Annotated in this window: 24 protein-coding genes and 1 pseudogene; 9 read left to right on the top strand and 16 right to left on the bottom strand. The window is 41.7% G+C overall.

Going from position 1 to position 25,805, the window contains the following annotated elements:
• The first annotated feature begins 241 nt into the window (after nt 1–241).
• Nucleotides 242–1,216 carry a hypothetical protein gene (locus tag ACSAZL_RS10815; RefSeq protein ID WP_440948672.1) on the top strand — a complete coding sequence of 325 codons (975 nt, stop codon included), beginning with the start codon at nt 242–244 and terminating at the stop codon, nt 1,214–1,216.
• A 400-nt stretch (nt 1,217–1,616) separates the two neighbouring features.
• Here the strand turns inward: ACSAZL_RS10815 and ACSAZL_RS10820 are convergent, their stop codons facing one another.
• Entirely contained in the window at nt 1,617–2,057 is a 441-nt protein-coding gene (locus ACSAZL_RS10820) for a UbiA family prenyltransferase (RefSeq protein WP_440948673.1), read from the bottom strand.
• 162 nt (nt 2,058–2,219) lie between these two features.
• On the opposite strand from ACSAZL_RS10820, the gene ACSAZL_RS10825 reads away from it, so the two are divergent.
• Nucleotides 2,220–2,651 (top strand): hypothetical protein, encoded by a 432-nt coding sequence (locus tag ACSAZL_RS10825; RefSeq protein WP_440948674.1) that lies wholly within the window; start codon nt 2,220–2,222, stop codon nt 2,649–2,651.
• Nucleotides 2,652–3,385: 734 nt separating this feature from the next.
• Here the strand turns inward: ACSAZL_RS10825 and ACSAZL_RS10830 are convergent.
• The 9 genes from ACSAZL_RS10830 to ACSAZL_RS10870 form a co-directional block, all read right to left on the bottom strand.
• Nucleotides 3,386–4,060, bottom strand: coding sequence for a phosphoribosyltransferase (locus ACSAZL_RS10830; protein ID WP_440948675.1), 675 nt, complete (start codon nt 4,058–4,060; stop codon nt 3,386–3,388).
• Nucleotides 4,061–4,165: 105 nt separating this feature from the next.
• Complete coding sequence (locus tag ACSAZL_RS10835) at nt 4,166–4,876, bottom strand: SDR family NAD(P)-dependent oxidoreductase (protein WP_440948676.1); 711 nt, start codon at nt 4,874–4,876, stop codon at nt 4,166–4,168.
• Between the two features lie 355 nt (nt 4,877–5,231).
• Nucleotides 5,232–5,525: a hypothetical protein gene (locus tag ACSAZL_RS10840; protein ID WP_440948833.1), complete on the bottom strand. Its 294-nt coding sequence runs from the start codon at nt 5,523–5,525 to the stop codon at nt 5,232–5,234.
• A complete protein-coding gene (locus ACSAZL_RS10845) occupies nt 5,506–5,706 on the bottom strand; it encodes an SDR family NAD(P)-dependent oxidoreductase (protein WP_440948677.1) in 201 nt (66 codons plus the stop codon). Before ACSAZL_RS10845 ends, ACSAZL_RS10840 begins: the two co-directional genes overlap by 20 nt.
• Before the next feature lie 480 nt (nt 5,707–6,186).
• Complete coding sequence (locus tag ACSAZL_RS10850) at nt 6,187–6,447, bottom strand: UBP-type zinc finger domain-containing protein (protein ID WP_440948678.1); 261 nt, start codon at nt 6,445–6,447, stop codon at nt 6,187–6,189.
• A gap of 117 nt (nt 6,448–6,564) precedes the next feature.
• Complete coding sequence (locus ACSAZL_RS10855; RefSeq protein WP_440948679.1) at nt 6,565–7,401, bottom strand: ABC transporter permease; 837 nt, start codon at nt 7,399–7,401, stop codon at nt 6,565–6,567.
• A gap of 3 nt (nt 7,402–7,404) precedes the next feature.
• Complete coding sequence (locus tag ACSAZL_RS10860) at nt 7,405–8,415, bottom strand: ATP-binding cassette domain-containing protein (protein ID WP_440948834.1); 1,011 nt, start codon at nt 8,413–8,415, stop codon at nt 7,405–7,407.
• Nucleotides 8,416–8,679: 264 nt separating this feature from the next.
• On the bottom strand, nt 8,680–8,811 hold the full coding sequence (locus ACSAZL_RS10865; protein WP_440948680.1) for a hypothetical protein: 132 nt from the start codon (nt 8,809–8,811) through the stop codon (nt 8,680–8,682).
• A gap of 447 nt (nt 8,812–9,258) precedes the next feature.
• The gene (locus tag ACSAZL_RS10870; protein ID WP_440948681.1) at nt 9,259–10,086 is read right to left on the bottom strand and encodes a DUF6602 domain-containing protein; all 828 of its coding nucleotides are present in this window, start codon (nt 10,084–10,086) and stop codon (nt 9,259–9,261) included.
• Nucleotides 10,087–10,250: 164 nt separating this feature from the next.
• Here ACSAZL_RS10870 and ACSAZL_RS10875 point away from each other — a divergent pair.
• Nucleotides 10,251–10,589 (top strand): annotated as a pseudogene (locus ACSAZL_RS10875) (transposase); the annotation flags it as partial.
• 50 nt (nt 10,590–10,639) lie between these two features.
• Nucleotides 10,640–12,841 (top strand): glycogen debranching protein GlgX, encoded by a 2,202-nt coding sequence (gene glgX, locus ACSAZL_RS10880; RefSeq protein ID WP_440948682.1) that lies wholly within the window; start codon nt 10,640–10,642, stop codon nt 12,839–12,841.
• Between the two features lie 160 nt (nt 12,842–13,001).
• On the opposite strand, the gene ACSAZL_RS10885 is transcribed toward glgX, so the two are convergent.
• On the bottom strand, nt 13,002–14,690 hold the full coding sequence (locus ACSAZL_RS10885; RefSeq protein WP_440948683.1) for a SulP family inorganic anion transporter: 1,689 nt from the start codon (nt 14,688–14,690) through the stop codon (nt 13,002–13,004).
• 706 nt (nt 14,691–15,396) lie between these two features.
• Here ACSAZL_RS10885 and ACSAZL_RS10890 point away from each other — a divergent pair.
• Nucleotides 15,397–15,759 carry an STAS/SEC14 domain-containing protein gene (locus ACSAZL_RS10890; protein WP_440948684.1) on the top strand — a complete coding sequence of 121 codons (363 nt, stop codon included), beginning with the start codon at nt 15,397–15,399 and terminating at the stop codon, nt 15,757–15,759.
• Nucleotides 15,760–16,063: 304 nt separating this feature from the next.
• Here ACSAZL_RS10890 and ACSAZL_RS10895 read toward each other — a convergent pair whose 3' ends face one another.
• The gene (locus ACSAZL_RS10895; protein ID WP_440948685.1) at nt 16,064–16,375 is read right to left on the bottom strand and encodes a hypothetical protein; all 312 of its coding nucleotides are present in this window, start codon (nt 16,373–16,375) and stop codon (nt 16,064–16,066) included.
• Nucleotides 16,376–16,577: 202 nt separating this feature from the next.
• On the opposite strand from ACSAZL_RS10895, the gene ACSAZL_RS10900 reads away from it, so the two are divergent.
• The gene (locus ACSAZL_RS10900; protein ID WP_440948686.1) at nt 16,578–16,709 is read left to right on the top strand and encodes a hypothetical protein; all 132 of its coding nucleotides are present in this window, start codon (nt 16,578–16,580) and stop codon (nt 16,707–16,709) included.
• An 88-nt stretch (nt 16,710–16,797) separates the two neighbouring features.
• Here the strand turns inward: ACSAZL_RS10900 and ACSAZL_RS10905 are convergent, their stop codons facing one another.
• The 3 genes from ACSAZL_RS10905 to ACSAZL_RS10915 form a co-directional block, all read right to left on the bottom strand.
• The gene (locus ACSAZL_RS10905) at nt 16,798–17,502 is read right to left on the bottom strand and encodes a fasciclin domain-containing protein (protein ID WP_440948687.1); all 705 of its coding nucleotides are present in this window, start codon (nt 17,500–17,502) and stop codon (nt 16,798–16,800) included.
• A 434-nt stretch (nt 17,503–17,936) separates the two neighbouring features.
• Entirely contained in the window at nt 17,937–19,106 is a 1,170-nt protein-coding gene (locus tag ACSAZL_RS10910; RefSeq protein WP_440948688.1) for an ATP-grasp domain-containing protein, read from the bottom strand.
• A gap of 142 nt (nt 19,107–19,248) precedes the next feature.
• Nucleotides 19,249–20,691 carry a flippase gene (locus ACSAZL_RS10915; protein WP_440948689.1) on the bottom strand — a complete coding sequence of 481 codons (1,443 nt, stop codon included), beginning with the start codon at nt 20,689–20,691 and terminating at the stop codon, nt 19,249–19,251.
• A 179-nt stretch (nt 20,692–20,870) separates the two neighbouring features.
• Between ACSAZL_RS10915 and ACSAZL_RS10920 the strand changes: the two genes are divergently transcribed.
• A complete protein-coding gene (locus tag ACSAZL_RS10920; RefSeq protein WP_440948690.1) occupies nt 20,871–21,761 on the top strand; it encodes a glycosyltransferase family 2 protein in 891 nt (296 codons plus the stop codon).
• Between the two features lie 279 nt (nt 21,762–22,040).
• On the opposite strand, the gene ACSAZL_RS10925 is transcribed toward ACSAZL_RS10920, so the two are convergent.
• Complete coding sequence (locus ACSAZL_RS10925) at nt 22,041–24,074, bottom strand: alpha-L-rhamnosidase-related protein (RefSeq protein ID WP_440948691.1); 2,034 nt, start codon at nt 24,072–24,074, stop codon at nt 22,041–22,043.
• Nucleotides 24,075–24,201: 127 nt separating this feature from the next.
• Between ACSAZL_RS10925 and ACSAZL_RS10930 the strand changes: the two genes are divergently transcribed.
• Nucleotides 24,202–24,483: a VOC family protein gene (locus ACSAZL_RS10930; RefSeq protein WP_440948692.1), complete on the top strand. Its 282-nt coding sequence runs from the start codon at nt 24,202–24,204 to the stop codon at nt 24,481–24,483.
• Between the two features lie 175 nt (nt 24,484–24,658).
• Nucleotides 24,659–25,588, top strand: a complete 930-nt coding sequence (locus tag ACSAZL_RS10935; RefSeq protein WP_440948693.1) for a DUF5996 family protein — start codon at nt 24,659–24,661, stop codon at nt 25,586–25,588.
• The last annotated feature ends 217 nt before the right edge of the window (nt 25,589–25,805 follow it).

Below are 25,805 nucleotides of genomic sequence, written 5' to 3' on the forward strand. Positions count from 1 at the left end.
GTTCAGTGAATTCTTTAACTTTTTAAGAACGAAACGCTGGAAAACGCTCTTTTTACTTATCTGATATTTTACGGAAAAAACACAACGTTAGGTAATAAAAGGTAAAAGCTGGTTATCAGTTTTAGTTTAAAAATATATATGAAATGATAAATTAGCAAAGTTATATACGAGCCCAGGTTTCTCTTTAAATTATCAGATCCGTATTCACGCCATTTCTATGAAATTAATTGGAGTAGATCAGATGAATAAGAATAAAAGATCAAGGCTTATTGTTGTGGTTTTGATGGTTCTGTTTTTTGGGATAGTGCTTGTCCCGGCTGCAGGCGCCACTTCGGAAAAATCTGCCAGCGAGAAGGAAGGAAATGAAGCGAAATCTGTTGATGATTCACGATGGAGTGAATGGAAACAGGCCCATACGGTGGAAGTTGAGGTGACAACAATCTATGATTACAAAAAAGACGGAAAGCTCAAAATCACTGAGACTTATTCCGGAGAGAAGCTTAAGGGCAAGTATAAGGTAGATAACCTTACAAGGTCACAGACTTTCTCAGTCGAGGACGGAGAAGAGATTACTGTTAGTGCCGAAAGCGGGAGCCTGAAACTGAAGCCAGGAGATCAGACAGAAATCGTGACCCGGGAATCTATAGTGCTTACCCCCGAAGGTGAACCATATCAGTGGTGGACTACTGCTTCTTTAACTACCCCTTCAACCGCTTCTTCAATTACCTCTTTAACTACCTCTTCAACTTCTTTAGTTTATCCCCAATGGACTTACTCAAAGTTTACTTACCTCTTCAAGACTTATTACAAAGTGGAGGACCCCATAAACCTCGTCTGGGAAGATAACAGTTTGAAGGCTGTTAAAAATGTAGTCCTTTCTCAAAAATGGGTTGATTACCCCGTAGAATACACCCATTATCTTCCGTATCCCGATGGAAGCTGGGTTGCCGGAGACGGTGTAGCCGACAGCAAATACAGGATTTACGGAGGATACCATACGCGGTTCTGGGAGCTTCCATGTGGGGACGTTGTTTCAAGTGCCCACCATGATGATAATTTCTTCATTATTCCGGGACATCAGGTAGATGGGTATGAAAATGCAGAATCCAGAGTTGCCGGATTTTTCGGAACCGCACCTGGGGTATACTGGCTGGACAATGTATGCTACAGCGATGACTATAATGCCTGCAACAACGGATACGCGGCAATTTTTTAAAAGTTTAAAAAGTAATGAACTTTAAGTAATATGCCTTAAGTATGCTTTAAGTAATACACTTTAAATTATGCGAGGACGAAAACCTTTGAATAATCGAAAAATTGTTATTTTCAGGTTGTTCTACAATCGTTTTGGATTCTCAATTGAAGAATTCCATCCAAATTTATTTTCAAATGGAACGAAAGGGACGCATACTGCAGAGCCGTAACTCTGCCTGAACGGAAATCATACTGTTTCGATTACATCCCTTCATAGAAAAGCTCCGATTTCCTTTACCCTGATTCTAAACTCCGGTTGTGAGAAAAAGGAGAACGGTTCCCTGATTTAATTCAGGAAGCCGAACAATTCGTAAAGCTTTGCTATGTCCCAAAATAAATTCAAAAACCAACAGGGACCAGGCTTAATTCGCAAGAAGCATTACGATAGGAGCCATCACCACATAAGTGCCGTCCAGAAGGGTATACTGTAAAAGCAAATGACCTTTCCTGTAAGGTTCATGAACGAGGTATTCAATGAGAAATGCAAAATAAGGCAATGAAACAAGCAATCCCAGACAGGCGGGAGGAAAAGCCCCAAGGAAAAAACCGGCAAGTGTGAGAATTGCTACTACCCCATTTATGAAATGGAGGAAATATTTCGTTTTCCGGATGCCCAGAACAAGAGGGAAGGTATTAACACCATTGATGCGATCGGCTTCAAGATCCTTCATATCATAGATAATCGAATTCATCGCTTCATTGAGGACGGTGCGGAAACAGAGAAGGGTCAGAGCTATGAAGTTGCCTGTCTGGAAATATATTCCCGTATAAAGGACAACAAAACTCAACCCGATTCCGACCATCAGGCTTTTTACACCAAGATAATCCTTTGCACGCCTTCCCCTTTTTTGAATACGGTTTTCTTAATGTCGGTTGTATAAAGGGCAAAATAAAAGATTGTCAAAACAATTAAGAGCCCCAGTTCAATCTTTTCGTGAAAAGCAAGAAATATCCCGAGTAAGGTCATGCTAACGGAAAAGACCAGCAAAAACGGTTTGCAGGCAGTTACCGTAGAAGAAATGATATTGTCAACCGCTGCATCTTTATCGCCTTCGATTAACCTGTTCGCCGTATACAGGCCTGATGTGATTGAAAACCAGACCAGTATCGGATTTAACGAAACCGGTTCAGACAGCAAAATATTCGTAATCAGTGCCAATCCAGCCATAGAAAGGCCTACAATTGTTCCCGAAGAAAAGACTAAAGCCAAAAATCTATTCATCATTTTCACCTTTCAAAATTTTGTTCCTGTATTCTGTGCATCCGGAAAAAATTCGGATGCAAATTCGGTTCTTTTTTACTATACGATCCTTTTCGAGCTGATCCCACAACTCAAAATTACTTCTTCGAATCTCGGATTCAAAATTCTCAACCGGGTCTTTGATCGCGGAAAATAGTTCTGAAACTTCATTGATCTGAGAATAAAGTTTGTTTTGGGATCAGTTTTATAATTATACGAAAAGTAGATCAAAACCGGAGAATCAAAGATTAGTAACAATTATCTCTAAGCATATAACATCAATGACCGCCTTTATCAGGATTCGAAATGCAAATTTGTGGAAATCGATTTTAACTGATTGTTGGTTATTGCTTGCATTTTTTACATTTAACCGCTTAGTAAGCCAAGACACTGGTTTCTCAGAAAAAGATATATTTGTCTTATAGAAATCAATCCCAGCCAACTCAGTTGATCACGATCAGCTCATTCTGGCAGGCTTAATCATTAAAGAAATTCTACTGTTCAAAAAAGTCAAGATTCCTTGAAGAAGCCAAAAAAGCTCAAAGGATGTTGACGTGTTGGCATGCAGAGCTTTTAAAGAGGAAGAATTGTAAAAAAGTTGACACCGGATGTGAAAATCAGACAGAAAACCCGGAAAGACATAGTTAAAATAATTCCGGAAAAGGTGCTTGAAAAATTCCTGACCTTAGGTTAAATTATCGGGGTTGAAGCTGATAAATAACTCTGCTATCTACTGCATAAGGTCCTGATCTGCATCTCTTTCGTGTTTCTTGAGCCTGAATCTTTTTCAGGTTTCTTAATTCTGAATCTCTTTCAGGTTTCTTAATTCTGAATCTCTTTCAGGTTTCTTAATTCTGAATCTTTTTCAGGTTTCTTAATTCTGAATCTCTTTCAGGTTAATAGTGCAGATTGGTCAAACTCATGTTCTTTTCCCGTTTTTTCCCTGATCCTCTCCCTGAGCAGGTCAAGCACTTCTTCATCCGAAACATCATACCAGTTTTCATAAGCCTGAGCAACAGCCCTGAAATTGATAGGCATATCGAGTACAATGAGTTCATCGGCTTCTTTTTCAATCGCATCTGCTGCCTCTCTCCCTGTTACAGGCACAGCAACTATAACTTTTCCTGCTTTCCGAGCTCTGCAGAGTTCAATAGCTGCCCGCATGGTAGAGCCCATGGCAATCCCATCATCGACAAGAATCACGGTTCTTCCTGCGAGTTCAGGCAGAGGATTTCCCCCTCTTAAAGCATTTACGCGTCTTTTGACCTCAGCAATCTGTTCCTGCTTGATCTTTTCAATGGTTTCCCTGGCAAGCCAGTAAACGGCATTTTCAAAAATAAAGGTGCTCCCATCCTCGGCTATAGCTCCGAATCCGGCTTCCGGGTTGTCAGGAAAAGGCAATTTCCTTACAATAATAAGAGAGAAATCAGCACCTAGCTTCCTTGAAACCTGCAGCCCCACTTCCACTCCCCCGCGTGGGATAGCAAGGACAAGAGGATTTTTAGTCCTGTACCTTTCAAGTGCCTGAGCCAGTTTCTCTCCCGCATCTTTACGGTTTTTGAACATGCTTCCACCTTGTATCAGATTTGTCCTCTTCAGAACTTGTCCAGTTTTGTCTTTTTTGTCTAGTTTTGTCTTTTTTGTATCTCTTTCAAACAAGCAAAACCTGAATTAAACCACTCTTACAGGAGGTCTGTAAATCTCAATTGAAGAGCCGGAAGGAAGAGTCGTTTCTGGCAAACAGAGCTCAAGGACCTTCCTTGCAACGTCTTCGGATTTCAGGATAGGTTTATCCAGGTGCAGCGAGCGGTACATATCCGTATCTACACTGGCAGGGCAGACAGCATACACCTGAAGGCCTCCTCCGATTTCATAAGCGACAGACTCGGTAAAACCTATTACTGCAAATTTTGAGGCACAGTATATCGAGAGTTTTGGCATCCCGTGCTTTCCTGCACCTGAGGATATATTTATGATCCTGCCTTCTCCCCTCTTAAGCAGATGGGGAAGGGCGTACTTTGTGCAAAAAAACATGCCTTTTACATTCGTATCCATAGTAATTTCGTATTCTTCTGTTGAGGTATCTACAAGATACTTCCTGTATGCTACCCCTGCGTTGTTTATGAGAATATCAATCCTCCCAAAGGCTTTTACGGCCTCTGAAATCATTTTTTTGACCTCTTCTTCCTTTCGGATATCCATCCTTACAGCAAGCGCTTTTCCACCTGCTCTTTCTACCATCCGGGCAGTTTCCCGAATCTCTTTTTCTGTCCTTGCAGCAATTACAATGTCTGCTCCTTCTTCTGCGAGTGCAAGGCATATCGCCCTTCCAATCCCTCTTCCCCCACCGGTTACAACAGCTATCTGACCTCTCAATCTCATAAAAATCACTTTATTTAATTAATCAGAATAAAGGATATGTTTTTGGAAGCAGTATTTCTGAAATCAAGTTCTGATTAAGCGAATCAAATCCGCATCTCAGTCAGCCCTTTTTCTTAATTCTATATAATCGATAAAATAGAGAATTGAAAAAAATTTTAAAAAACTCTCTTTAACACCCCCCTAAAAAGGAAAAGGGAAATTTCAGTAGATAAGATATTTGAAGAGTAATTTGAAGAGTAATTTGAAGAGTAATTTGAAGAGTAATTTACAGAGTCCGGTAAGTTCAACCGAACTTCGATTTTTTGCCTGCTACTGATTTCATTTTCAAAGTTGAGGGATAGGCAGAGCACTTATTTTAATTACCTTCCCGGATACAACTTCCGAATAAGGTGAAGTGAGTTCCTGAACCTGTTACGCAAGATGTGCAGGTTTGAGGTCGGGCCTGTCGGCATAGATTGACGTTACATATCCAATCCGCAGCTCCAGAGCAGATCGAATGAACTTTTCCCCCTTCCAGTTCGGAAACGATTGCTTCGGTTATGCCGCTTACAGTAAATTTCGAGCCGCAATATAAGGAGAACTCCGGAAGCCCGTGCAGCTCTCCTGCAGAGGAAATATTGATGGTTTTTCTATTGTTGCTTCCTTTTATGTAGGGGACAGCATTTTATTCCCATGCTCTTCAATTTATCCAGAGTTTCCCTGGATTCACTTTCTTGCCTTGCAGCAATGACGATGTCTGCTCCTTCTTTTGCCAGAGCGAAACAGGTATCTCTTTCTATACCTTTATTCCTTCCTGTTACAAGGACTACCACCTGACCTGCTAAACTCATTACATCCATTTTATTGAACTATTTTTAGCTAATTGTTTTTTACTAAAGTAAGGCAAAAGAGGGATAATTAAGCTATATTTATCTAATTGTTTTTTATTAAAATATGGCTAAAAAGAGGGATATATTTTTGGAAATTAAGTTTCTGAAAAAAGGTTTGTTTTCTATGAAAACAAGGACTTTCAGCTGTTTTTCTTGTTTTGGGTTTTCGAATTCTTGCTGCAGGTAATTTTCATTTCAACCCTTTCACTGCAGGGTTCGTGGGTTATAAGAGAATATTTTGGCTCTTCGCTGTTTTATGTGGGTTGAAAATAATTGCTCAGTCAGAAAGTAGCTAGGCCAAAAGAGAAACATCACACTTGAATGTGCTTTTCAACCAGAAGTGCTTCTAACTTTTAGATATGCTACTTTGACATTTATGAGATGAATGTAAGTTACCCACATAAAACAGCGAAGAGCCAGTATTTTTTTATTTCTACTCCTTCATTCCAGGTACTCGCGGTCGATATAACAATACTTCCAGTTCTCACCAGGCTGGTAAGATTGAATTACAGGATGCCCGGTTTCTTCAAAATGCTTTGTTGCATGTTTATTTTTTGACTGGTTACAGCAGCCTACATGCCCGCAGGTCAGGCATATCCTCAGGTGTACCCAGCTATCCCCACTTTTCAGGCATTCTTCACATCCCTTTTCCCCAGGTTTGAAATCCTCTACTTTTATTGTGTCCCTGTGTGTGCATACCATAGAATTCCCCCTTTCCCTCCTCTGAATACTTCGTTCTCCTTTCCGATATTTTCTCTTTTCCGATATTTTCTCTTTTCCGAACATTTTTTCTGTTCTGATATGTGGATCATGTAGCAGTTATGTAACTGTGACCTTGCTGAATCTCCACCTTGCAATCAAAAACATTATTCCTGCAAAAGCAAGTAGGGCGAGATAGGAAATAAAGACTTCTCCCGGCGCGTAAATATAACGGATCCCGATTGCAGAAAAGTCGTTCCCTATTGCAAAATACCTGATCCCGCTGACAAGATGTGTGAGCGGATTAATTATGGAAAGGGCACGGAGTACAGGCGGGAAAGAGTTTACAGGATAAAGGGCATTGCTTGTGAAAAAGAAAGGCATGGTGAGCAGGGTTATTACTGCCTGCATCCCTTCGGGGCTTTCCATGGTTATTGCGATTGCGGCCGAAAGGAAAAGAAACCCGAGAGAAAACGTACCCACAAAAACCATGATTCCTATCAGGGAATATACGATCTGCATCGGAGTATATCCCTCAAAAAACTGGACTCCGAGTAAAAGCCCGAACCCCATGATCACGGCTGCCTGGATGAAAGATTTTGTCATGCCGGAGAGCCCTATCCCTATGATCACATGGATTCTCGGAATCGGACTTGAAAGCGTTTCGCGCATAAGCCCCCAGTTCTTGTCAAAAAGCAGCACGGTCCCTCCGAACAGGCTCGTAAAGAGTGTGGTCATTGCAATAACGCCTGCCCCTATGAAGGTCAGGTAGCCAACAGTCCTGGCATTGGGATCGACAGGCAGGGTCGAGGTCAGCCTTTCAAAGTTGTTTGACATTGCAATCCCGAAAAAGGCAAGCCAGAGAGCAGGCTGGACAAGGGAGGCAAACAGGAGGGTCCTGAACCGGACAAACCTCAGCATGTCCCGCCAGTAGATGGTAAGAAATCCTGTGCGCATCTCTTAGCGCCTCCCTGCTCTCACGACTGCAACCGAACTCTTTTCTGCTCCGCTATCCCTTAACTCCCGTCCTGTATAGTGGACAAAAACATCATCCATTGAAGGCTTTTTGAGGTTTACTGCCCTGATCCTTATCCCCCCGTTTCGAAGCCTGTCCATGATCTCGGGCAGCAGGTATGTCCCATCCGTATTGACCATGATAACTATTCCTTTTTCTTTTTCCCTGATTCCTTTCACACTGTCGAGCTGCCTGAGAGACTCTGTAGCTTCCAGGTTATCGCTGGTCTCCAGGTAAATAAGGTCCTCCCCAAGGGCATTTTTTAGCTCCCATGACCTGCCTGTGACAATTATCTTCCCGTGGTCTATGATGCTTATCCTGTCGCTGAGCTGGTCGGCTTCGTCCATATAATGGGTTGTCAGGAAAATGGTTGTGCCCTGCCGATTTATATCCTTTACATATTCCCAGATCCTTATCCTCGTCTGAGGGTCAAGCCCGATTGTAGGCTCGTCCATGAAAAGCACTTTCGGACGGGTCATAAGCCCTCTCGCAATCTCAAGCCTGCGCTTCATCCCGCCGCTGAGGCGCCTTGTGAGAGTGTCCCGCTTTCCTTCAAGCTCTACCAGTTTGATCAGCTCCTCAATCCTTTCCTGCCTTGCAGCCTTCGGCATGGAATAGAGCCTCCCGTGGTACTCCAGAATCTCCCTCACCGTCATATCCCTATCAAGGGTAAGTTCCTGAAAAACAATCCCTATGGATTCCCTTACCTTTTGAGGCTCTGTTTTCAAATCAAAGCCTGCAACCCTTGCTCTCCCTTTCTGAACAGGCAGGAGGGTGGTAAGGACATTGATTACGGTACTTTTTCCCGCCCCGTTTGGCCCTAGAAATGAGAAGATCTCCCCTTTTTTGACTGTAAAACTGATGTTATCGACTGCCTTTACCTCGCCGAAAAAATATTCAAGGTTATTTACCTCTATGATGTCTTCTTCCAGAACAGGTACCTCATTTTCCTTTATCTTAAAAGGATTGAACCTTCAGTGATAAATAGGTATTTTGCCTCCGGATCGAAAACAGAATAATGAGAGTCCAAAAATTTTGTCGTCTAACTTTATATGGTTGACGTTTTTGAAAAGACAATTTATGGCTCAAACTCCTGAATTCTCCAATTGCAACTCTCGAGCCCGTAGTCTATTTCACTCTGCTCAGGCAAACTAATTTGTAGATTATACGTTGATCTTCGCTTAAGTGGCCAAGTAGTAGATCTATCTGATCGTAAAGCATTATTTACCATATCGAACCGTTCCTATCCCGGCAGAGTTGCGGCTCTGCAGCCCGAATTGCGCCTCGGGGTCCGTGGTCTGTTTCAGCAGAGTTGCGGCTCTGCAGTACGCTGCCCTTTTCGCTTCGCTCAAGAGGGCCGATTTTAAGTTGTAGTAGTGAGCTGCGCTCAAGCAGACTATTTTTATGGATGTTAGCAATAAGCTTAGTTCAAGCGGACTAACTTAAAAACAGTGGTAAAGTAAAGAGACGCAGGAGAGCGGTCTTCCCAAAAAGACAGAACAGAAGAAGAAAGAAGAGATGCAAGAATACAAGAACAGGAAAGGAAAAGCTGCTGTAGACGCCTGTGAGTTAAAAAGAGAACTAAACAGTCTAAAAAGCAAAAATTTCTTCCTGGTCTCTCTTTCAAATCTGTATTTCTTTCTTTTTTGGGAAGGGCCGCCAGACAGGCTGGCGGGTGTGTACTATATTTATCTGTGAATTTAATGAGGTTACCGGAGTCTCATGATTAGCTCTCAGTTAATATTTAAAAATCAAAATTTTAGAGGAGATTTCTAGGTCTTTAGGTAATCCTTTATGCATCATTTTTCTTTTGGAAATGAAATTTCGAGTGGTATAAATGGAGCATAGTGTACGGGCATGATACATGGCAAATATGTCTGAAAAAAATGTCTACTTGTAATCAGGTAGAACAGCAATAAAGCATCTTCTGTTGAAATCACAATTAAATCTGAACCTTCTTCTGGTAATGATTCAAATTTTGATATTTTGGGCAACCAATTTGTTATAAGTCCTTCATTCAGAACGCATATAGTATCAACTCTTAAATGTACAGGTAGATCTTTTTCTTTGACTTTCTCCAAAAGATAATCACGAAGTACCTGTAAATTATCTGCCTCATAAGCAAAAACGTAATAGTTAACAGGGCAAATGTCCCATTCTTTTCCATATTGTAAAATGTTTATTCTTATACTTCGAGGTGGTAGTACATATGCTTTTTTTTCAAGTTTTTTTACGCTTTCCATATTTACTATACAGCTATCAATTTCTTGCTTAGTAAGTTTGGTTTTAACTTCAATAATTGCATAAACACATTCAACTGGTATCACACGGATTTTTTTATTACTTTTTCCATTCTCAAAAAAAATGGGCGTCTTTGCAGCGTCTGATATTATAATATCTAATTGTCTACTTATACCACCATTCGTATCTATAACAAAACCCGTTGATATGTCTAACGACTTTGGTAAATATTTACTCAAGAAATTTCTGAAAACCTCTTCATTAATTTGACCCTTTTCTCCAGAGTGCGGAATAGCAGAACGTGTTATTTCTAACTCTGCTCTCATCGAATTGGAAATATTTTTAAAAATTTCCCGCATGTTCACAGAAAAATCCTGACTAGCCATAGAAAATCCTCGGTTATAATAATTGTTCTGGCTACTATAGTTTTTTCTTTTTTGTGATCCAGCCAACATCTTAACAAAAATATAAGCTAAGATTTTTAGTGCATAGTATTGACGCTACCACGGCCCATATTTTAAAACTAATTGCTCACTTTGTACCATGGAATCTAATCAAAAAGAACAAAAGGAAAATAATAGTATTTATACTTGATAATTCAAAAGCACATAAATCAGACAAAACAAAAATGGAAGCAAGAGAATTGAGGATTATATTTGTATTTCTTCCACAATATTCACCAGATCTAAATCCTGTATAATTTATATGAAAGAATTAAAAGAGAAGCATCGGTTAGATTCATTCAGTCAAAAGAACATTTGAGAAAGATAATCAAAAAGAATTTATCAGGATACAAGGGTCATTATCAATTTCAGAACTTCAGGCATACTGCAAGGAATCAAAAAATAACCTCGGGAGAACTATAATACGGATTACGAACAGATTTTGAAGACGCGCAGTTATAAAATTGAAAAAGGATACCCACACCCTCCTGGAGCGATGTGTGATGAAGAAGGAGTTAATTTTTCAATTTATTCTGAACATGCCGATTATGTTGAACTCCTGCTTTTCGACAAACACGATGATCTGGAGCCTGTGCTTGTCCTTTCCACTAACAGAGTCGAAGAACTTACACGCCCCGGAAAAGTTGAGAGTTTAGTGGAAACTCTGCAGGAAATTGAAACCTCACAGGAAGTTGAAATCGTTGAGGCTGCAGGTATTGCCCTTAACAAAACTTTTCACTTCTGGCACGTATATGTACGAGGCCTGAAGCCCGGAGTTCACTATGCCTACAGGATAGGCGGTCCTTTTGATCCCTCCGGAGGGTACCGTTTTGATGGGGGGAAAGTCCTGATAGATCCTTACTCAAGGGGAAATAACAAGACCCTCTGGGACAGAGAAAAAGCCAGCGTGCCAGGAGACAACCTTGCGACATCCATGCGGAGCGTAGTGATAGATTCCTCCCGGTACAGGTGGGAACATAACAGTCACATCAAGGCAGAAAAAGTATATGAGATGCCCGGAATGGGGGAGAAGCTCTCCGGCAAAAGCAGGCTGCAAGAACTGAACGAAACCGTCATCTATGAGCTACATGTGGGAGGATTTACCAGATCTCCGACCTCCGGGGTTAGGGCTCCCGGCACCTTTTCAGGGATCATAGAAAAAATTCCGTATCTCAAAGATCTTGGTATCACTGCGGTAGAGCTGATGCCTGTCTTTGATTTTGATGATACCATAAGCCCTGAGGGGAAAAGGCACTACTGGGGATATGACCCCATATGTTTTTTTGCTCCTCACAGCGGCTATTGCGAAAACCCTGAACGCGGAGACCATACGAAAGAATTCCGGGATATGGTCAAAGCCCTGCACAAAGCCGGAATTGAGGTAATCCTTGATGTGGTCTTCAACCACACTTCTGAAGGAAACCACCTGGGCCCGGTCTTTTCTTTCAAAGGCATAGATAACAGCATTTACTATCACCTGGAACCTGACAGGCAATATTACAGCAATTATTCGGGCTGCGGAAACACTGTAAACTGCAACCATCCGATTTCCCAGAAGCTGATAGTAGATTGTTTAAAATATTGGACAGAAGAAATGCACGTTGATGGTTTTCGTTTTGACCAGGGCTCTATTCTTTCACTGGATACCAATGGAAAAGTTATGAAGTATCCCCCTGTGATATGGCAGATCGAACTGGACGATGCCCTGGGGTATATAAAGGTGATTGCAGAAGCCTGGGACGCGGCCGCACTCAATCAGGTAGGATACTTCCCAGGGCCCAGGTGGGCAGAATGGAACGGTTACTACAGGGATGAGATCCGCCGCTTTGTCAGGGGAGACCCGGGGCTTGTAGGGAGGGTTGCAAGCCGGATTGCCGGAAGTCCCGATCTCTACCAGTCCGAATCAAGGCTTCCGATCAATAGTGTTAATTTCGTGACCTGCCATGATGGGTTTACACTTAACGACCTTGTTTCTTACAACTATAAGCACAACGAGGCTAACGGGGAAAATAACAGAGATGGGACTGACAGTAACCTGAGCTGGAACTGCGGGGCTGAAGGAGAGACGGATGTTCTGGAGATCGAAGCCCTGCGGGAAAGGCAGATAAAAAATTTCGCCACTATACTGCTGCTTTCCGTAGGAGTTCCGATGATTTCCATGGGGGATGAAGTCAGGCGTACCCAAAAAGGCAACAACAACGCCTACTGCCAGGATAACGAGACCGGCTGGTTTGACTGGAACCTTGTGGAAAGAAATCGGAATATGTTCCGCTTCTGGAAACTGATGATCGATTTTCGGAAACGCCATACTACTATCCTTCGTCCCCGTTACTTTACAGGTAAGGAAAATGAACGTGGGCTGAAAGATATTTCCTGGCACGGTTGCAAGCTCTACAGTCCTGGCTGGGATGACCCTTATGCAAGAGCCCTTTCTTTTACCATGGGAGAACCCGGAGACGAGGAAGATATCCATGTTATGATGAATATGTACTGGGAACCTCTGGAGTTCGAGATTCCAGAACTTAAAGGCACAGGCAGAAGCTGGTACAGGGCAATCGACACTTTCCTGTCTTCTCCTCTGGATATTGCCGGAGCCGGAGAAGAAATCCGGACAAATGGGAACAACTACCTTGTCCAGGGAAGAAGCGTAGTTGTGCTGATTTCAAAGTGGGCATCCGAAAAAGCAGGTTCAGTGTGAAAATTAGGGATATTAGAAAAAAATGGGATCGAAAAAAATGGGATCGAAAAAAATGGAATCGAAAAAGTGAATCCTTTAGAATAAGTGAATCCTTTGGAATAAGTGAATCCTTTGGAATAAGTGAATCCTTTAGAATTAGTGTAAGCTGTCTGTTGATCTCTTAATCTGTTCCTCCCTTATACGCCTCTATAACATCCTGAACCGACTCAAAGATATGGTCCCTGCCAACCATTGTGGTTATGCCGTCTCTATCAAGTTCATTCATAACAGGTTGCACCACGTCGCTTAACACGAGAGTGATATTCATCTGTTGCAGCCGGAAGTATACATTTTTGAGTGTCTCTATGGCGGTGAAATCGATATCTCCGATGTTCGTTGCGGAAATGCAAAACCATTTAAGTGAGCCATCTTTTTTGGCGAGTGCAATTATTTCTTTCGTGAAGCGGTTTTCGTTGGCAAAGTAGAGATTTGATCCGAAACGATAGATCAACAAGCCTTCAACAGCTTGCTGCCCTTTTTCGAGTGGAACTGTCCTCATGGCTCCACCTGGTTTTGGAACAAGCAGCAAATTAAGTGGTCGGTAACTGTGGCGCAGGTGAGCAATGACCGAGAGTACGATAGCTATTCCGATTCCCTGCTCGACGCCTATAACTACGACCGTTATGGCTGTTATCAGGGCAACATTGAATTCTACAGGACGTAGTCTGTGAAGAGCGTTCATCCCTTCGATGTCGATAAGTCTCAAACCGATAAGGAATACCATCGATGAAAGTACAGCAGCGGGCAAATAGGCGAATGGCCTGGTAAAGAACATCAGGACTATCAGGACAATAAAGACCGTTGTAAGCTGGGTAAGCTGGGTACGCCCCCCGGCACTTCTGACCATTTCGGTTTTGGTCGGGCTGCCGTTGACTACGAAAGTGCCTGATATCCCTGCTGCTGCATTAGCAAGGCTCAATCCGATTAGATCTGCATTCTCATTGAAAGTGTCGGAAAACTTCATAGCATAAGCCCTGGATGTTGCAGCACTCTGGGCAAGAATGATAATAAAACAGGCTACTGAGGTGTTAAGGAGCTTGGGGATATCGGAAAGTGGGACTTGAGGAAAAGAAAGATGAGGTAAACCTCCGGGTACCGTATCAAGGATAGTAATCCCGTAAGAAGAAAGATCGAACATCCAGCTTGCAGTAATTGCCCCGATGATCGCTATTAGTGCACCTGGGACTTTGCTTCCGATTCTTTCGCTAAGAACAATAATCCCGATTACGGATAACGAGACTATGAGTGTCGGAACGTTTGTAAGATTCAGGTCTCTCGCTAAAGATGCAGGCTGCATAAACGTTCCGTATGACCCTGCGGATATCCCTAACATTCCTCCAAGCTGTGAGATCGAGATACGGATGCCGACACCGGTGAGAAATCCTATCAGGACTGTGTGTGAGAGGAAATCAGCCAGAAAACCGAGTTGTAGCAGGCCTGCAAGAAGAAGAAAGATTGCTGCAAGTAGAGCGATCATCCCGGCATATGCAATGTATTGAGGAGATTCTGGTACGGCTATTGTTATCAGTCCGCTCGCTATAATCGCCGCAGTTGCAGAATCGGCTCCAACTACGAGATGGCGGGATGAACCGAAAATAGCAAAAGCCAGCATTGGAAGCAGGATTGTATAGATCCCGGTAATCAATGGCATACCTGCAATCCTGGTATACCCCATAACCTCAGGAATGGCAAATGCTGCGAACGCAATCCCTGCAGTGATTTCCAGGGGAATTTGTTTAGGGCTGGAGGGTAAGGCTCCCTGGAAAAGGGAGAAGTTAAGGAATCTTTTAGGATTTTGTACAGGCGTCATATTCACTTTAATCTCCATAAAAAAATAATTCTGGATTTGAATTCATAAATGACCTGTAGACCGAATTTATCTGAATTCGAGTTAAAGAGTTAAACTTATCAAAAGTTATCTTCCAATTAACAATAAATTGTTCCTTTTCTCCATAAGAGAGTATGAAAATTAGTTCGTCTAATAGATCAGGTCATTAGTTGTAACCGCCTTGAGTCAAAACTTATATTCAGCAGGAATAATATATTAGATTGATTTTGTAGCGTTATCCAATGAAATAGAACAGGCTTGACATAAGCAATTAATGTTCAACAGAAAATGCCTTTATCAGAGCCTTTCCGGAGAAGTTTAGTTCGGTATATAAGCCGCATGGGGTCTATGAGGTTTTTTAATGGGGATTTGGGACAATACTTTCTCTATGCTGTTGGTGCCGTTTGTTTAAAGCATTTTCCAATACTGGACAGCATTGATCTTCAGGAATGAAAATTTGTCTACTATCTAAATTACAGGAATAAAAGGGGGTAAATTCGTAGCCGCTTTACGGAGCATAGTCAGCCGGAAAACAAATCAACAAATGGCTTAAGAAGGCTCAAAATTTCGTATGGCACAATGCCAGGAAAGTTCTATTGAATTGCTGATCAGGCAGCAACTTATGAAAAAGATCGGTTAAACGTCCTGTGAAACGCTGCAGTTGTCTTATATTAAAAGGGGGAATGAAATGCTAGAAATTATACAAGATCTGCCGGGAAACATTGTGGCAGTTAGTGCAAGCGGAATGGTAACAAAGGAAGATTATGAAAAGGTGTTTATTCCGGCCATTGATGATAAAATACAAAAGTACGGAAAGATTCGTATACTTTATCTTCTGGGCAAGGAATTTAAAGATTTTACCAGCGAAGCTATGCTGGAAGATGCCGCGGTTGGCTTACGACACATCACAGCATTTGAGAAAATTGCGGTCGTCTCTGACGTGGACTGGATAATTAATGCCGTCAAAATGTTTAAGTTTGCCATTCCGTGTCCGGTGGGAATCTTTAAAAATGAAGAGTTTTCTGAAGCAAAGACCTGGATAAGTGAATGAAAACCCATGACAGGAAAAGCCTCTTTTTTCCGGCTAATCGTAGATCGCCCTGCCGCTCATATTATTTAGTATCTGAGCCCCGGCACTATAATTGAAAAGACAAATAAGTTAAAAAAGAAAAATAAAACAATTAAAAAGTAACGAAAGCTTCTTTGCGACTTTTGAATCGACCCCTTTATTTTTTTCTTCATTGAATCGGGATTACGCCTTATTAATTTGACCAATAGCTCATTATTCGATTTTACCTTGTTGGTTTTCCTTTTTCTATTTGTTACTTTTATGTTTAAACTCTTCTTTACTTTCGTCAAGTTCTATTAGTCAAATTCTCCCCTATTTTTTCGGTTCTGTTAGTCAAATTCTTCTCTATTTCTTCCGTTCTATTAGTCAAATTTTCTTTTTTCTCAGTTAAATTCTCTTTTATTTCTGTTAAGTTCTCTTTTTTCTCAGTTAAGTTCTCTTTTCTCTCAGTTAAATTTTCTTTTATTTCTGTCAAATTCTCTTTTTTCTCAGTTAAATTTTCCCCCATATTTTCTAGTCTATTCTCGTCTTCCGATGTTTTTTGAGAACAGCCGGAAGCGAAAAGTATTAGCGAGACAAGCAGTGCTGTAATAAGCACAGTACCAAAAAATCTTATTTTACTAATAATCTCTCCCCCTTTCAGTCTAAAACATAAATAGAAAAATCCGTTCCCCTATGCATAATATATATACATTTATATAATTATTTCCTTCATAGATTTAACTTTTTTACCAGTTCTCGAAAACTTACTCAGTTGCTATTGTTCCAGAGAAACATCAGCAGCGTCGCCCATTGTTATTGTGGACTACCAGATTTATGAGAAGCAGAAAAGAAGAAGCAGAAAAGAAGAAGCAGAAAAGAAGAAGCAGAAAAGAAGAAGCAGGAAAGAAGAAGCAGGAAAGAAGAAGCAGGAAAGAAAATTAAAGCAATGAAAAGGAATATGAAAGCTTCTCTCATGACTCCAGAGTGAGTCTCTCTGTTTGCAGTCAGTTTCTCATGGAGAAGCCTGTAATTTACACTTCACTGCGGAGGGGTTAACACCTTATCTATCTGATGAATCACCCCGTTGCTGGCTACGATGTCCGCTTCCGTTATGTTTGCACCGCCAACCTGAACACCATTTGCTGTCACAGTGATGGGGAGTTCTTCTCCTTCAAGTGTCTTGACACTCGTCATGTTTTCAAGATTATTTTCCATCAGTATTTTACCGGAAACAACATGGTAAGTTAAGACTTTTTCCAGCGCCCGGGTATTGTTCTCAAGCGCAGGCAACTCGTTTTCAGGAAGTTCGGCGAAGGCTTCGTTAGTTGGAGCAAAGACAGTATAAATTCCCTCCTCGGCAAGGAGCGGCTCAAGTCCTGCAACGTTGAGAAGCTCAACAAAAGTTGTGAAGTTTCTGTCAGCTAACGTTTGCATGACATTTCTGTCGCTTTTCTCCACAACATTTAATATTTCTTGAGGTACACCTTCAACTTCCTCTTCTAAATTCTCACGTTCAGTTTCCCTATACTCAGTTCTATTTGTTGGAGTCTCAGTTTCATTTTCGATATGCCTTGTTTCGTTTTCTATATACCCAGTCTCGTTTTCTATACGTCCAGTCTCATTTTCCGTACCTTGCTGAGAACATCCTGAAGTGAGTAGCATTAGTGAGATAAGCGTTACTGTAATAAGCCCAGTACCAAAAAGTTTTATTTTCCTGATAATTTCATCTCCCCTTTTATTCATAAAAAATCCAGTGGAAAAATATCCCCCATGAATAATATATACACATCTTTATATAAGTTTTCATTGATATAATGCAACTTCACTTCAGACAGTATTAAAAAGTTGCTTGATTGAAAGATGTGAAGGCCTGAAGTGAAGCGTTCGGTAAAAGCAGTGTTTTGTGCAGATTCTCGCTTTTGATGTCTCTTTTAGAATCAAATAACTTTTTGAATCAACCGTAATTTCCAAGAAATAGGATTAAAAAAGGTAATATTTTGTTTGAGAACTTATCTGAGTTTCTCCTCATTTATCTGAACATGCTATTATCCGAAGCTACTGTTTGAGGCTCAGATGATCCGGTACAGAGCTCTAGCTCTATAAGTACCTGGTTCGGAATTCCAGAGCTATAAGTGGAGGAGCAGATCACCCGGGAGAAAAGTCACCTGGGAGAAAAGTCACCTGAAAGTGATGTACTCCTTCAAATCCGATTTCAGGATTCTTTCAATTTCTTCCCAGTTGCTGTCTCCGGTTTCCGTGAACATGTACCCGAAGAAACCGTATTTCTCAGGGTCTGATTTTCTGAGTTCCAGGGGTTTTTCAAAGTCTGAAAGCAGTTTTTCGTAGTCAAAAGTTCGTACCGCTTTTGAATCTATCTCAGCAGGCTTATTCAATACCACGAGGCAAAAGTTCTTTCCTTCCCTGCTCGCAAGGATCTTATCCCAGTCCGGTTCAAGCTGTTCCTGGAAATACCTGAAAGTATTAATTCCGTAGGCGAAATGTGCGATATCCGTTGTGCACCAGCCGGCAAAACGCATGGGGTTCAGTTCTATCAGCTGGATTCTCCTGTCTTCCCCTATCCGCAGCTCGATATGGAGGGGGAAATTCTTAAGCCCGGCAAGCCTTCCTATTTCTTTCAAAAGGTCTTCTACGGTTTCCCTGTAAGTTTCCATAACGGTTTTTGAAGTAAAGTAAACCCGGTCACTGACATCGTTTTCAGAAGAAAAAATATGCTTTAGAATGTCAAGGACCACAGGCTTTCCCGCGCTGTTGAAGTAAGCGTCAACTGCAAATTCTTCGCCTTCGATATTTTCCTCGATAATGAAGTTCCCGACATCAAGCACCTGAACCGGATAGCGTTCCTTAATTTCCTCTGCTTCGGCTTTTATACGCCTGATGACTGATGGCCATTCCTCATCAGTTGAAACCTTGTACACGCCAAGGCTGAAAAAGCCGACAGCAGGTTTTATGATAAAGGGTTTTTTTATCTCCTCAACCCGGATTTCGCCTAGTTTTTCGAACTCAACTCCTCGGAAATAGAAGTCAGGGTAGATTCTTTCCAGCAGTTTTCTGAATTTGATTTTGTTCTTGAAAAGCTCTATTTTCTCAGGCAAGCCTGTAAAACCTAAATTTTCCGAAATCCAGCCAAGGGAATTTTCGGAATTGGAGTAAAGGGAATATTCACCCTTTTCTTTCATTAATTCGATAAATTCGGCTTCCTCAAGAAGCCTCATTCCCTTTTCGGCACTTATTTCGGCTGCCATTTCATTATTTAAAACAGGAATCTGCATTGTTGCAGCAGTGTCTTTCAAAAGTTCAGAGACATAGGGGTGGTCGAGGATTAACATTTTTCTAACCTTTCTTATGGTCTTTAGTCTGGAAACCCGAGGCAGATAGGAATCTGATTCCGGATAGGAACCTGAAGTCAGATAGGAACCTGAAGTCAGATAATAAGATAAGTTAGTAATATTTATTTTGGCGTTATTTGTATCAGGATGTGTTGCGGGAAATAAGTTTTAAAAGAATATTTTTGTCATCGGAGTCTATCCAGCCTGTAATATAAAGGACTGCAGCGAAAACCGGGACTGAGGCAGCACTGAGGACGAAGATATCCGTATATGCCCTGAAAAGGAAAATGAGCAGAGAAATCACGCCTGCGCCTATAAGGGGAGACAGGGCTCCCTTGAGCGGATTTTCGTGTAAAAGGTTTTCGTGAATCCAGAAAAGCCCGAAAATCATGGACCCTGATACTGAAAGCACGGTAGCGACAGCAGCTCCCACGTAGCCGGCCGAAGGGATCAGGATCAGGTTCAGGATTACGTTCAGGAACGCGGCTAAAATGGATGTTTTTGAGATTATCTGCTGGTTCCCGCTCGAAACGCATGTGGAACTGATAAGGACGCTTATGAACGTGATGGCTGTTGCCCAGATAAGGATTTGCAGCGCAATTACTGAGTTCTGATATTCGAGGCCGTAAAAGGTCAGAATGATTTTCTCCGCAGCAAAGGTTACCAGGACTGCAATCAGCAGCCCTGCGGCAAAAAGGTACTTGAAAGTCCTGGCATATGTAAAACTGAATGAATCAAAAGAATCCTTAAAATATTTTGACATTAAAGGGAACGTGGAGGTTGTAAACGCTGCCGGAAGAAAGACAAGCGCATCTGTGAGGCGGTAGGCTGCGGAATAAAATCCGACTTCGACATCTCCCCGTAAAAAGGAGAGCATAAGGACATCAACCTTGAAATATACAACCGTAAAGACTGAGGCAATTGCTATCGGGATTGCTTCCTTTAATAGTTGCTTTATCAACGAGAGATCAACATCGAAGGATACTTTAACTAATTTTTTTGAGAAGAGGATCATCAACAAGTTGTGTATGAGGGTGGCTGAAACCGAGGCGAGTACAAAAACATTTAGTTCCGAATGGTTGGAAGCAGCCAGAAAAATAAATGCAAGGAGAAAGATCCTGCTGACAAGGTTAAAGAACAGGGAGTATTCCATTCTCAATTTTGCTTCGTATATAATTCCGTAAGCTCCGGTGCCGCTTATAAGCAGCCCGAGGGACGCTATATACAGGGCATTTTTTGTGGAGGGAGGAAAATTTATGAGATTTATCAGAATAAAAGCCAGGAGCAGGGCAACTAACGCAAGGAAGAATTTCATTATCGTCCCGTTGCCGATCAGTTTCCCTGCTTTTTCGGGGTCTTTTGCAGCCTCTCTTACAAGAATTTGGTGGACTCCCATGTCAGGAACAAAACTGAAAAAATAGATAAAAGCAAAAGCAAAACAATATATTCCGTAGTCTTCCGGGCCCAGGTACCGGGCAATATATAACATTGCGAGGAAACTGAGGATATTCGTTGTTATGCCATTAAGAAATAAAAACCCGCTATTTCTTGCAAGGTATTTGACCGTCTGCATAAAAATATCCATACTGACAATGCGACAAAAGAATATAACTTTATTGCTGCTTCTCCTGAAACCCTTCTTTAATTACGGACAAAAAATATTTCCTCTCAAAAAAAATTAGTTGGAGACCCGGAAAGCTGCTTAATTCGGTAACTATATATCCTCAAAAATTTCTTTACTTATTGGGGGAGAGTGAATTATTTGTGTATGTTTTGATTACGCCTGTTAAAGACGAGGAAAAGAACCTTCCTGAGGTAATCGAGTCCGTAATCTCTCAGACTGTAAGACCTGTACTCTGGTTGATTGTTGATGACGGGAGTACTGATAATTCTCCAAAAATAATACACCATTTTGTGTCCAGACATGCCTGGATCAAAACCATTCGTTTGCCTCCCCAGCCAAGGGACATAATTTTTCATGTATCTTATGTCTATAAATCAGGATTTGATTTCATATTAAAATATTGCGACAGATATAAAATATCTTATAATTTCATTGCTTCGATGGACGCGGACACGGTACTGGAAAAAGAGTACTTTGAAAATATATTGAATAAATTTGAGCTCAATAATAAGCTAGGTATTGCAAGTGGGGGCCTGTACCATGAAATTGACGGAAAGTTAAAGCTTTCCGGCCAGACTGAAAATTTCCCTTCAGGCACAGGCAGGGTCTGGTCAAAAGAATGCTTTTTTGATACGGGGGGCTTTTTACTGGAACCCTCCGCCGACTCGATCTCAAATATAAAGGCCATAATGAGGGGCTGGCAAATTTACAGGTTTAACGAAATCCGGATGGTAGAAAAAAGATTAACAGGCAGTGCGGAAGGTTTGTGGAAGGGGTACAAATACAACGGATACATGGCTTACTATTTAAATAAAAATCCAATCCTGATCTTACTGAACGTGTTTGATTATACCCTCAAGAAACCGCACTATACCGGAATAGCTTTTTTACTGGGATACATAAGGCCTTTTATTAAAAACGAAGAAAGAATAAAAGACAGGGAAATCCGGGAATATTACTGGACTTACAGGTTAGTCGAATACAAGAATCTGGTAATTAGCCGGCTCAAGTCCCTGGTTTCCACAATTTAAGAATACTTTTGTCCGGAGGAATTCCGGGTAAAACCGAAATTTGCAGTCTTTTCTTCAATATTCAGTCCGTGAGATTTTCAATATTTATAACTTCATTTTCCTCAAAAACAACTATTCTAATAAATATTGATTTTTAAAACAACTATTCTAATAAATATTGATTCTTAACTCATCCGGGATAGCCGAATAATTACAAATATTTAACAAAAAAGAAAATGAGGAAAAACCTCATTTCTAATTAAACCAGCTTCCCATACTCAGGCATCTTATATTTATAACTCAAGAGTAAACAATTTTGTAAACTGATCTGTTGCTTTCGCTGCTGAATGTAAGGTATTTTCTTTTTTCGTTTTCATAATAAGTAGTTTTGAGAGGAATATCCGCGTCCATATAAGCTCTTTTGTTTTCGGGAACCGGGAAGTTAAATCTTATTTCTCCTGGGTAATTAGTCTCATAATCGAATAGTATCGTATTGTTCTGATACGCAGTATAATTGTATGAGAGCCAGGTATCTGATGCGGGTTCGTACAGAGATATGGAGCCGTTATCTGTCCCGAGCCCTGGCGTAATTACCAGACTCCTGGCCGATAGATCGATACCGAAGTACCCTTCGATCACACACTGCCCTAGCACACCTGCACTTCCCAAATACAATGGACTGCCTCTGCCTGTACCGTTCAGGGTATACCATTCGTAAAGACCTCCGAGATTATTATCCTGATTTGCAATTTCTCGTAAGTGAGCAACTGCATCTTCGTGCCGACCATTAGTAAATTCTTCAAGAACCAATCTTCCCGCAAACCAATCCCACTGCCCGCCATTTTGATACTCGTATTCCTCATCCATAACGGGATTTGCAAAGAAGCCTGCCGGATAAGCAGGGATAAGCACAGAGCCAATCGTGCTGGCATTGACCTGCTCTTTTCTTTCCTGGGCAGTTTCAAAGATTTGCTCCGCCTGAGTGTGGTTTGCAAGGCCAGCTTGTATAGCAATCACGTTTCCGCCCATCGGGAACATCTCGTCCTCATTAAAACCCTGATTAACCGGTGAGACCCGGACATGCATCCTGTAGTATCCTTTCTCCTGCTGCCAGAGATGTTTATTTGTGTTTTCTTTAACCGAAACTGCAGTATCAGCCCAGAATATTGCTCTCTCATTTTCTTCAAGGTCCGAATACATCAGGGAAAGTTCGTTACATGCCTGAAAAAAGAACGAATTATCATAAATATCACAGGTCCAGTGTGTTTTTTCTGAAACGTGGGTTCCGGGAGTGTCTTCAAACTGGACATCTCCCCAGTCTGCGGTGTAAGCTCCGGTTATCAGCCCGTAGCTACTATCATATCGGTTAGTCAGGACCCACACCAGAGAACCATCCAGCCTGTCAATAATTCTTTTTCCCTGTATCGGTTTTTCAAGCCAGGAAGTGTTTCCGGTCATTTTATAGTATAAATATGCAGAGTGGACAAGACTTGCTTCCTGATCGGTTTCAACCGTGTTCTTATCACTGCCGTATGGGGAAATATAATCAGGAATCGAACCGTTTTCCAGCTGGTTTTCACAAAATGCTTCTATCCAGGAACTGAAGAACGTCTCCGGGAAGAGATATCTTCCTGTTTGGATAACAGTTGCACTGTCCCGAACCCAGATTTGCGGATAACCCGAACCCGCATAAAACCCGAAAACCTGGTTTCCGTCATCTACAAAAACAGTTGCAGAAGAATTTGTCGTATTTAAGATGAGAGCTTGTAGTTTATTGATTTCCGGATAATCTGTCCGGTACTCGAGTTTTCCCTGTTGTTCCGGAATTCTTTTTGAGATTTCAATTTCTTTTTCAAAGGGTTTGGCACCCTGCAGCTCAAACCAGGTCACTCCTTCCTTAACCAGGTCTATGACAAGCGTATAGTTTCCTTCCTGGTCAGGGGTTTTTATCATGACTCTGGAGTTTACCGTATCACCAGAACTTACATTATACGGAAGAAATGTCCTGAGCCCGTCATAAATCACGGTTTCATTTGCGTATTTCCAGTGATAAGATATACGAACCGGCTCTCCGCCATCTTTGACCCAGGTCTCAGTACCCGTATTTTTTACGGTGAGATTTACAGAATATGTCGAGCTCGAAGTAAGTTCAGACGGGATTTCAATGTCCGAGTACTCTGCACCATAAAAAGGTTCCACTTTGATTTCAGTGTTTGGAGTATTCAGGTCTTTTGAGCCTTTACTCACCAGTGATGCAGATAATACAAGGATTAAAAAGAAAACCAGAACTGTTAAAGCTAAGACTACCGAAGACGATTTTTTCCTGTTTTTCATTATTTTTTTCCTTTTATCCGTTATTTAAAAAGAAGAATATAAATAATTAAATACTGTTTTCAGGTCTTAAAATTTTCGTCCACTTTTACGAAGAATTCTACGAAGAACTTCAGGAATATCCGCAGCCATGCGTTTTGAAATCCCGCAAATCGGCACGGAACTGGTGCAGATAAGAGAAATTCTGCCAATTTTCGGTTTGGATGAAGCTCTGAAACCATTTCGAAACACGCAAGCTACATTTCCTGTTGATTCTCTCGATGATTTCAGGGCTTATCCGGAAGAAAAAGGAGCAGGAATTATCCGGAAGCCAAATAAGGTTCCGACCGGCAGGAATATGACAGTAAAGCATCCGGACGGGTCGGTGATAAAATACGTGGGACACACAAAAGTGCCTGAAAGCCAAACGTGAGCATTAAGCTTCAAAGATCCTGTTTTAAAACCAATATCTTAATTTTTTTATCCGGGCGGGAAATGTTTTAATCTTATAAATTGACCTGTTACACAAATAAACCATCTGACTCTAACAGGGTTATCGGTAAACCTTACCGGAATGAATTTGGGGAATTTTCTTGAGGGGGATAATCATGGTAAACAGCAGTATACGGGACGAACAGTTTCCGCCTTTGCCGATTGAAGAATGGGAAGATACGAAGAATACGCTGCACCTGTTTCTGCAGGTCGTGGGAAAGGTCAGGCTTGCGCTGTATCCGAAAATGAACCACTGGTGGCATGTGCCTTTTTATATCTCGGTTCGCGGGCTTACAACAGGGCCAATTCCTTACGAGGGCATGATTTTTGAAATGGAGTTTAATTTACGGGATGAAGGGCACGCTTTAAAGATCGAGACAGGTGCTGGGGACTCAAGAACCGTGCCTTTGAAGGGACTTTCTGTTGCCGGATTTTATGAAAAAGTTTTTTCAAGTCTGAATGAACTCGGGGTTGTAGAAGGGATCCAGCCTCTTCCTTATGATCTCCCCTGGACGACCGAGCCGTTTGCATCGGATTATCAGCATTCGGCTTATGATGAAGCATATGTGAACAGGTTCTGGAGAATCCTTGTACAGGTCAATTCGATCTTCCAGGTTTTTCGGGGCTGGTTTATAGGAAAAAGTTCTCCCGTGCATTTTTTCTGGCACCACACTGACCTTGCTCTGACGCGGTTTTCAGGCAGACCTGCTCCTGTCAGGGAAGGGGCAAATACCGTAGAGCGTGAAGCCTCATCGCACGAAATTATCAGTTTCGGGTTCTGGGCAGGGGACCAGAATGTTCGGGGACCGGCTTTTTACGCTTATATGCACCCGCAGCCGGCGGGTTTCATGGACGAGCCGCTGAGCCCGAAAGAGGCTTTCTGGAGCCCTGAAGCCGGAGAGGCGTTTCTCATGTATGAAGATGTCCGAAAAGCAGATTCGTCGGAAAAAGCGGTGCTTGATTTCCTCGAAAGCGTATATCAGGCAGGGGCAAAAAGAGCAAACTGGGACATTGAGGCTTTCAGGCTTCCTTCATATGAAAAGTAGTTTGAAGGGCCGACCAAAAAACCTGTAGCTTTGAAAACAGCTGAAAATGCTGGAAAACTGATATACTGGAAAGTCTGAAGAACAGCTGAAAATACTGGAAATGCTGGAAAAACTGAAAATACTGGAGAAAACGGAAAGGCCTGGTGCTTGGTTTCGAGGTAAAAAATCACATAAATATTATATATGTCTTCTTAAATATTAGTGTTGAAAAATTATC

Source organism: Methanosarcina mangrovi (assembly GCF_052057765.1).
GTDB lineage: Archaea > Halobacteriota > Methanosarcinia > Methanosarcinales > Methanosarcinaceae > Methanosarcina.

Coding starts and splice junctions, on each gene's coding strand:
- ACSAZL_RS10885 (WP_440948683.1), bottom strand. CDS start 14,690: ATGACGCCTGTACAAAATCCTAAAAGATTCCTTAACTTCTCCCTTTTC.
- ACSAZL_RS10915 (WP_440948689.1), bottom strand. CDS start 20,691: ATGGATATTTTTATGCAGACGGTCAAATACCTTGCAAGAAATAGCGGG.
- ACSAZL_RS10850 (WP_440948678.1), bottom strand. CDS start 6,447: ATGGTATGCACACACAGGGACACAATAAAAGTAGAGGATTTCAAACCT.
- ACSAZL_RS10925 (WP_440948691.1), bottom strand. CDS start 24,074: ATGAAAAACAGGAAAAAATCGTCTTCGGTAGTCTTAGCTTTAACAGTT.
- ACSAZL_RS10935 (WP_440948693.1), top strand. CDS start 24,659: ATGGTAAACAGCAGTATACGGGACGAACAGTTTCCGCCTTTGCCGATT.
- ACSAZL_RS10845 (WP_440948677.1), bottom strand. CDS start 5,706: ATGAGTTTAGCAGGTCAGGTGGTAGTCCTTGTAACAGGAAGGAATAAA.
- ACSAZL_RS10890 (WP_440948684.1), top strand. CDS start 15,397: ATGCTAGAAATTATACAAGATCTGCCGGGAAACATTGTGGCAGTTAGT.
- ACSAZL_RS10820 (WP_440948673.1), bottom strand. CDS start 2,057: ATGGTCGGAATCGGGTTGAGTTTTGTTGTCCTTTATACGGGAATATAT.
- glgX (WP_440948682.1), top strand. CDS start 10,640: ATGTGTGATGAAGAAGGAGTTAATTTTTCAATTTATTCTGAACATGCC.
- ACSAZL_RS10910 (WP_440948688.1), bottom strand. CDS start 19,106: ATGTTAATCCTCGACCACCCCTATGTCTCTGAACTTTTGAAAGACACT.
- ACSAZL_RS10905 (WP_440948687.1), bottom strand. CDS start 17,502: ATGAATAAAAGGGGAGATGAAATTATCAGGAAAATAAAACTTTTTGGT.
- ACSAZL_RS10815 (WP_440948672.1), top strand. CDS start 242: ATGAATAAGAATAAAAGATCAAGGCTTATTGTTGTGGTTTTGATGGTT.
- ACSAZL_RS10855 (WP_440948679.1), bottom strand. CDS start 7,401: ATGCGCACAGGATTTCTTACCATCTACTGGCGGGACATGCTGAGGTTT.
- ACSAZL_RS10870 (WP_440948681.1), bottom strand. CDS start 10,086: ATGGCTAGTCAGGATTTTTCTGTGAACATGCGGGAAATTTTTAAAAAT.
- ACSAZL_RS10930 (WP_440948692.1), top strand. CDS start 24,202: ATGCGTTTTGAAATCCCGCAAATCGGCACGGAACTGGTGCAGATAAGA.
- ACSAZL_RS10825 (WP_440948674.1), top strand. CDS start 2,220: ATGCTAACGGAAAAGACCAGCAAAAACGGTTTGCAGGCAGTTACCGTA.
- ACSAZL_RS10835 (WP_440948676.1), bottom strand. CDS start 4,876: ATGAGATTGAGAGGTCAGATAGCTGTTGTAACCGGTGGGGGAAGAGGG.
- ACSAZL_RS10830 (WP_440948675.1), bottom strand. CDS start 4,060: ATGTTCAAAAACCGTAAAGATGCGGGAGAGAAACTGGCTCAGGCACTT.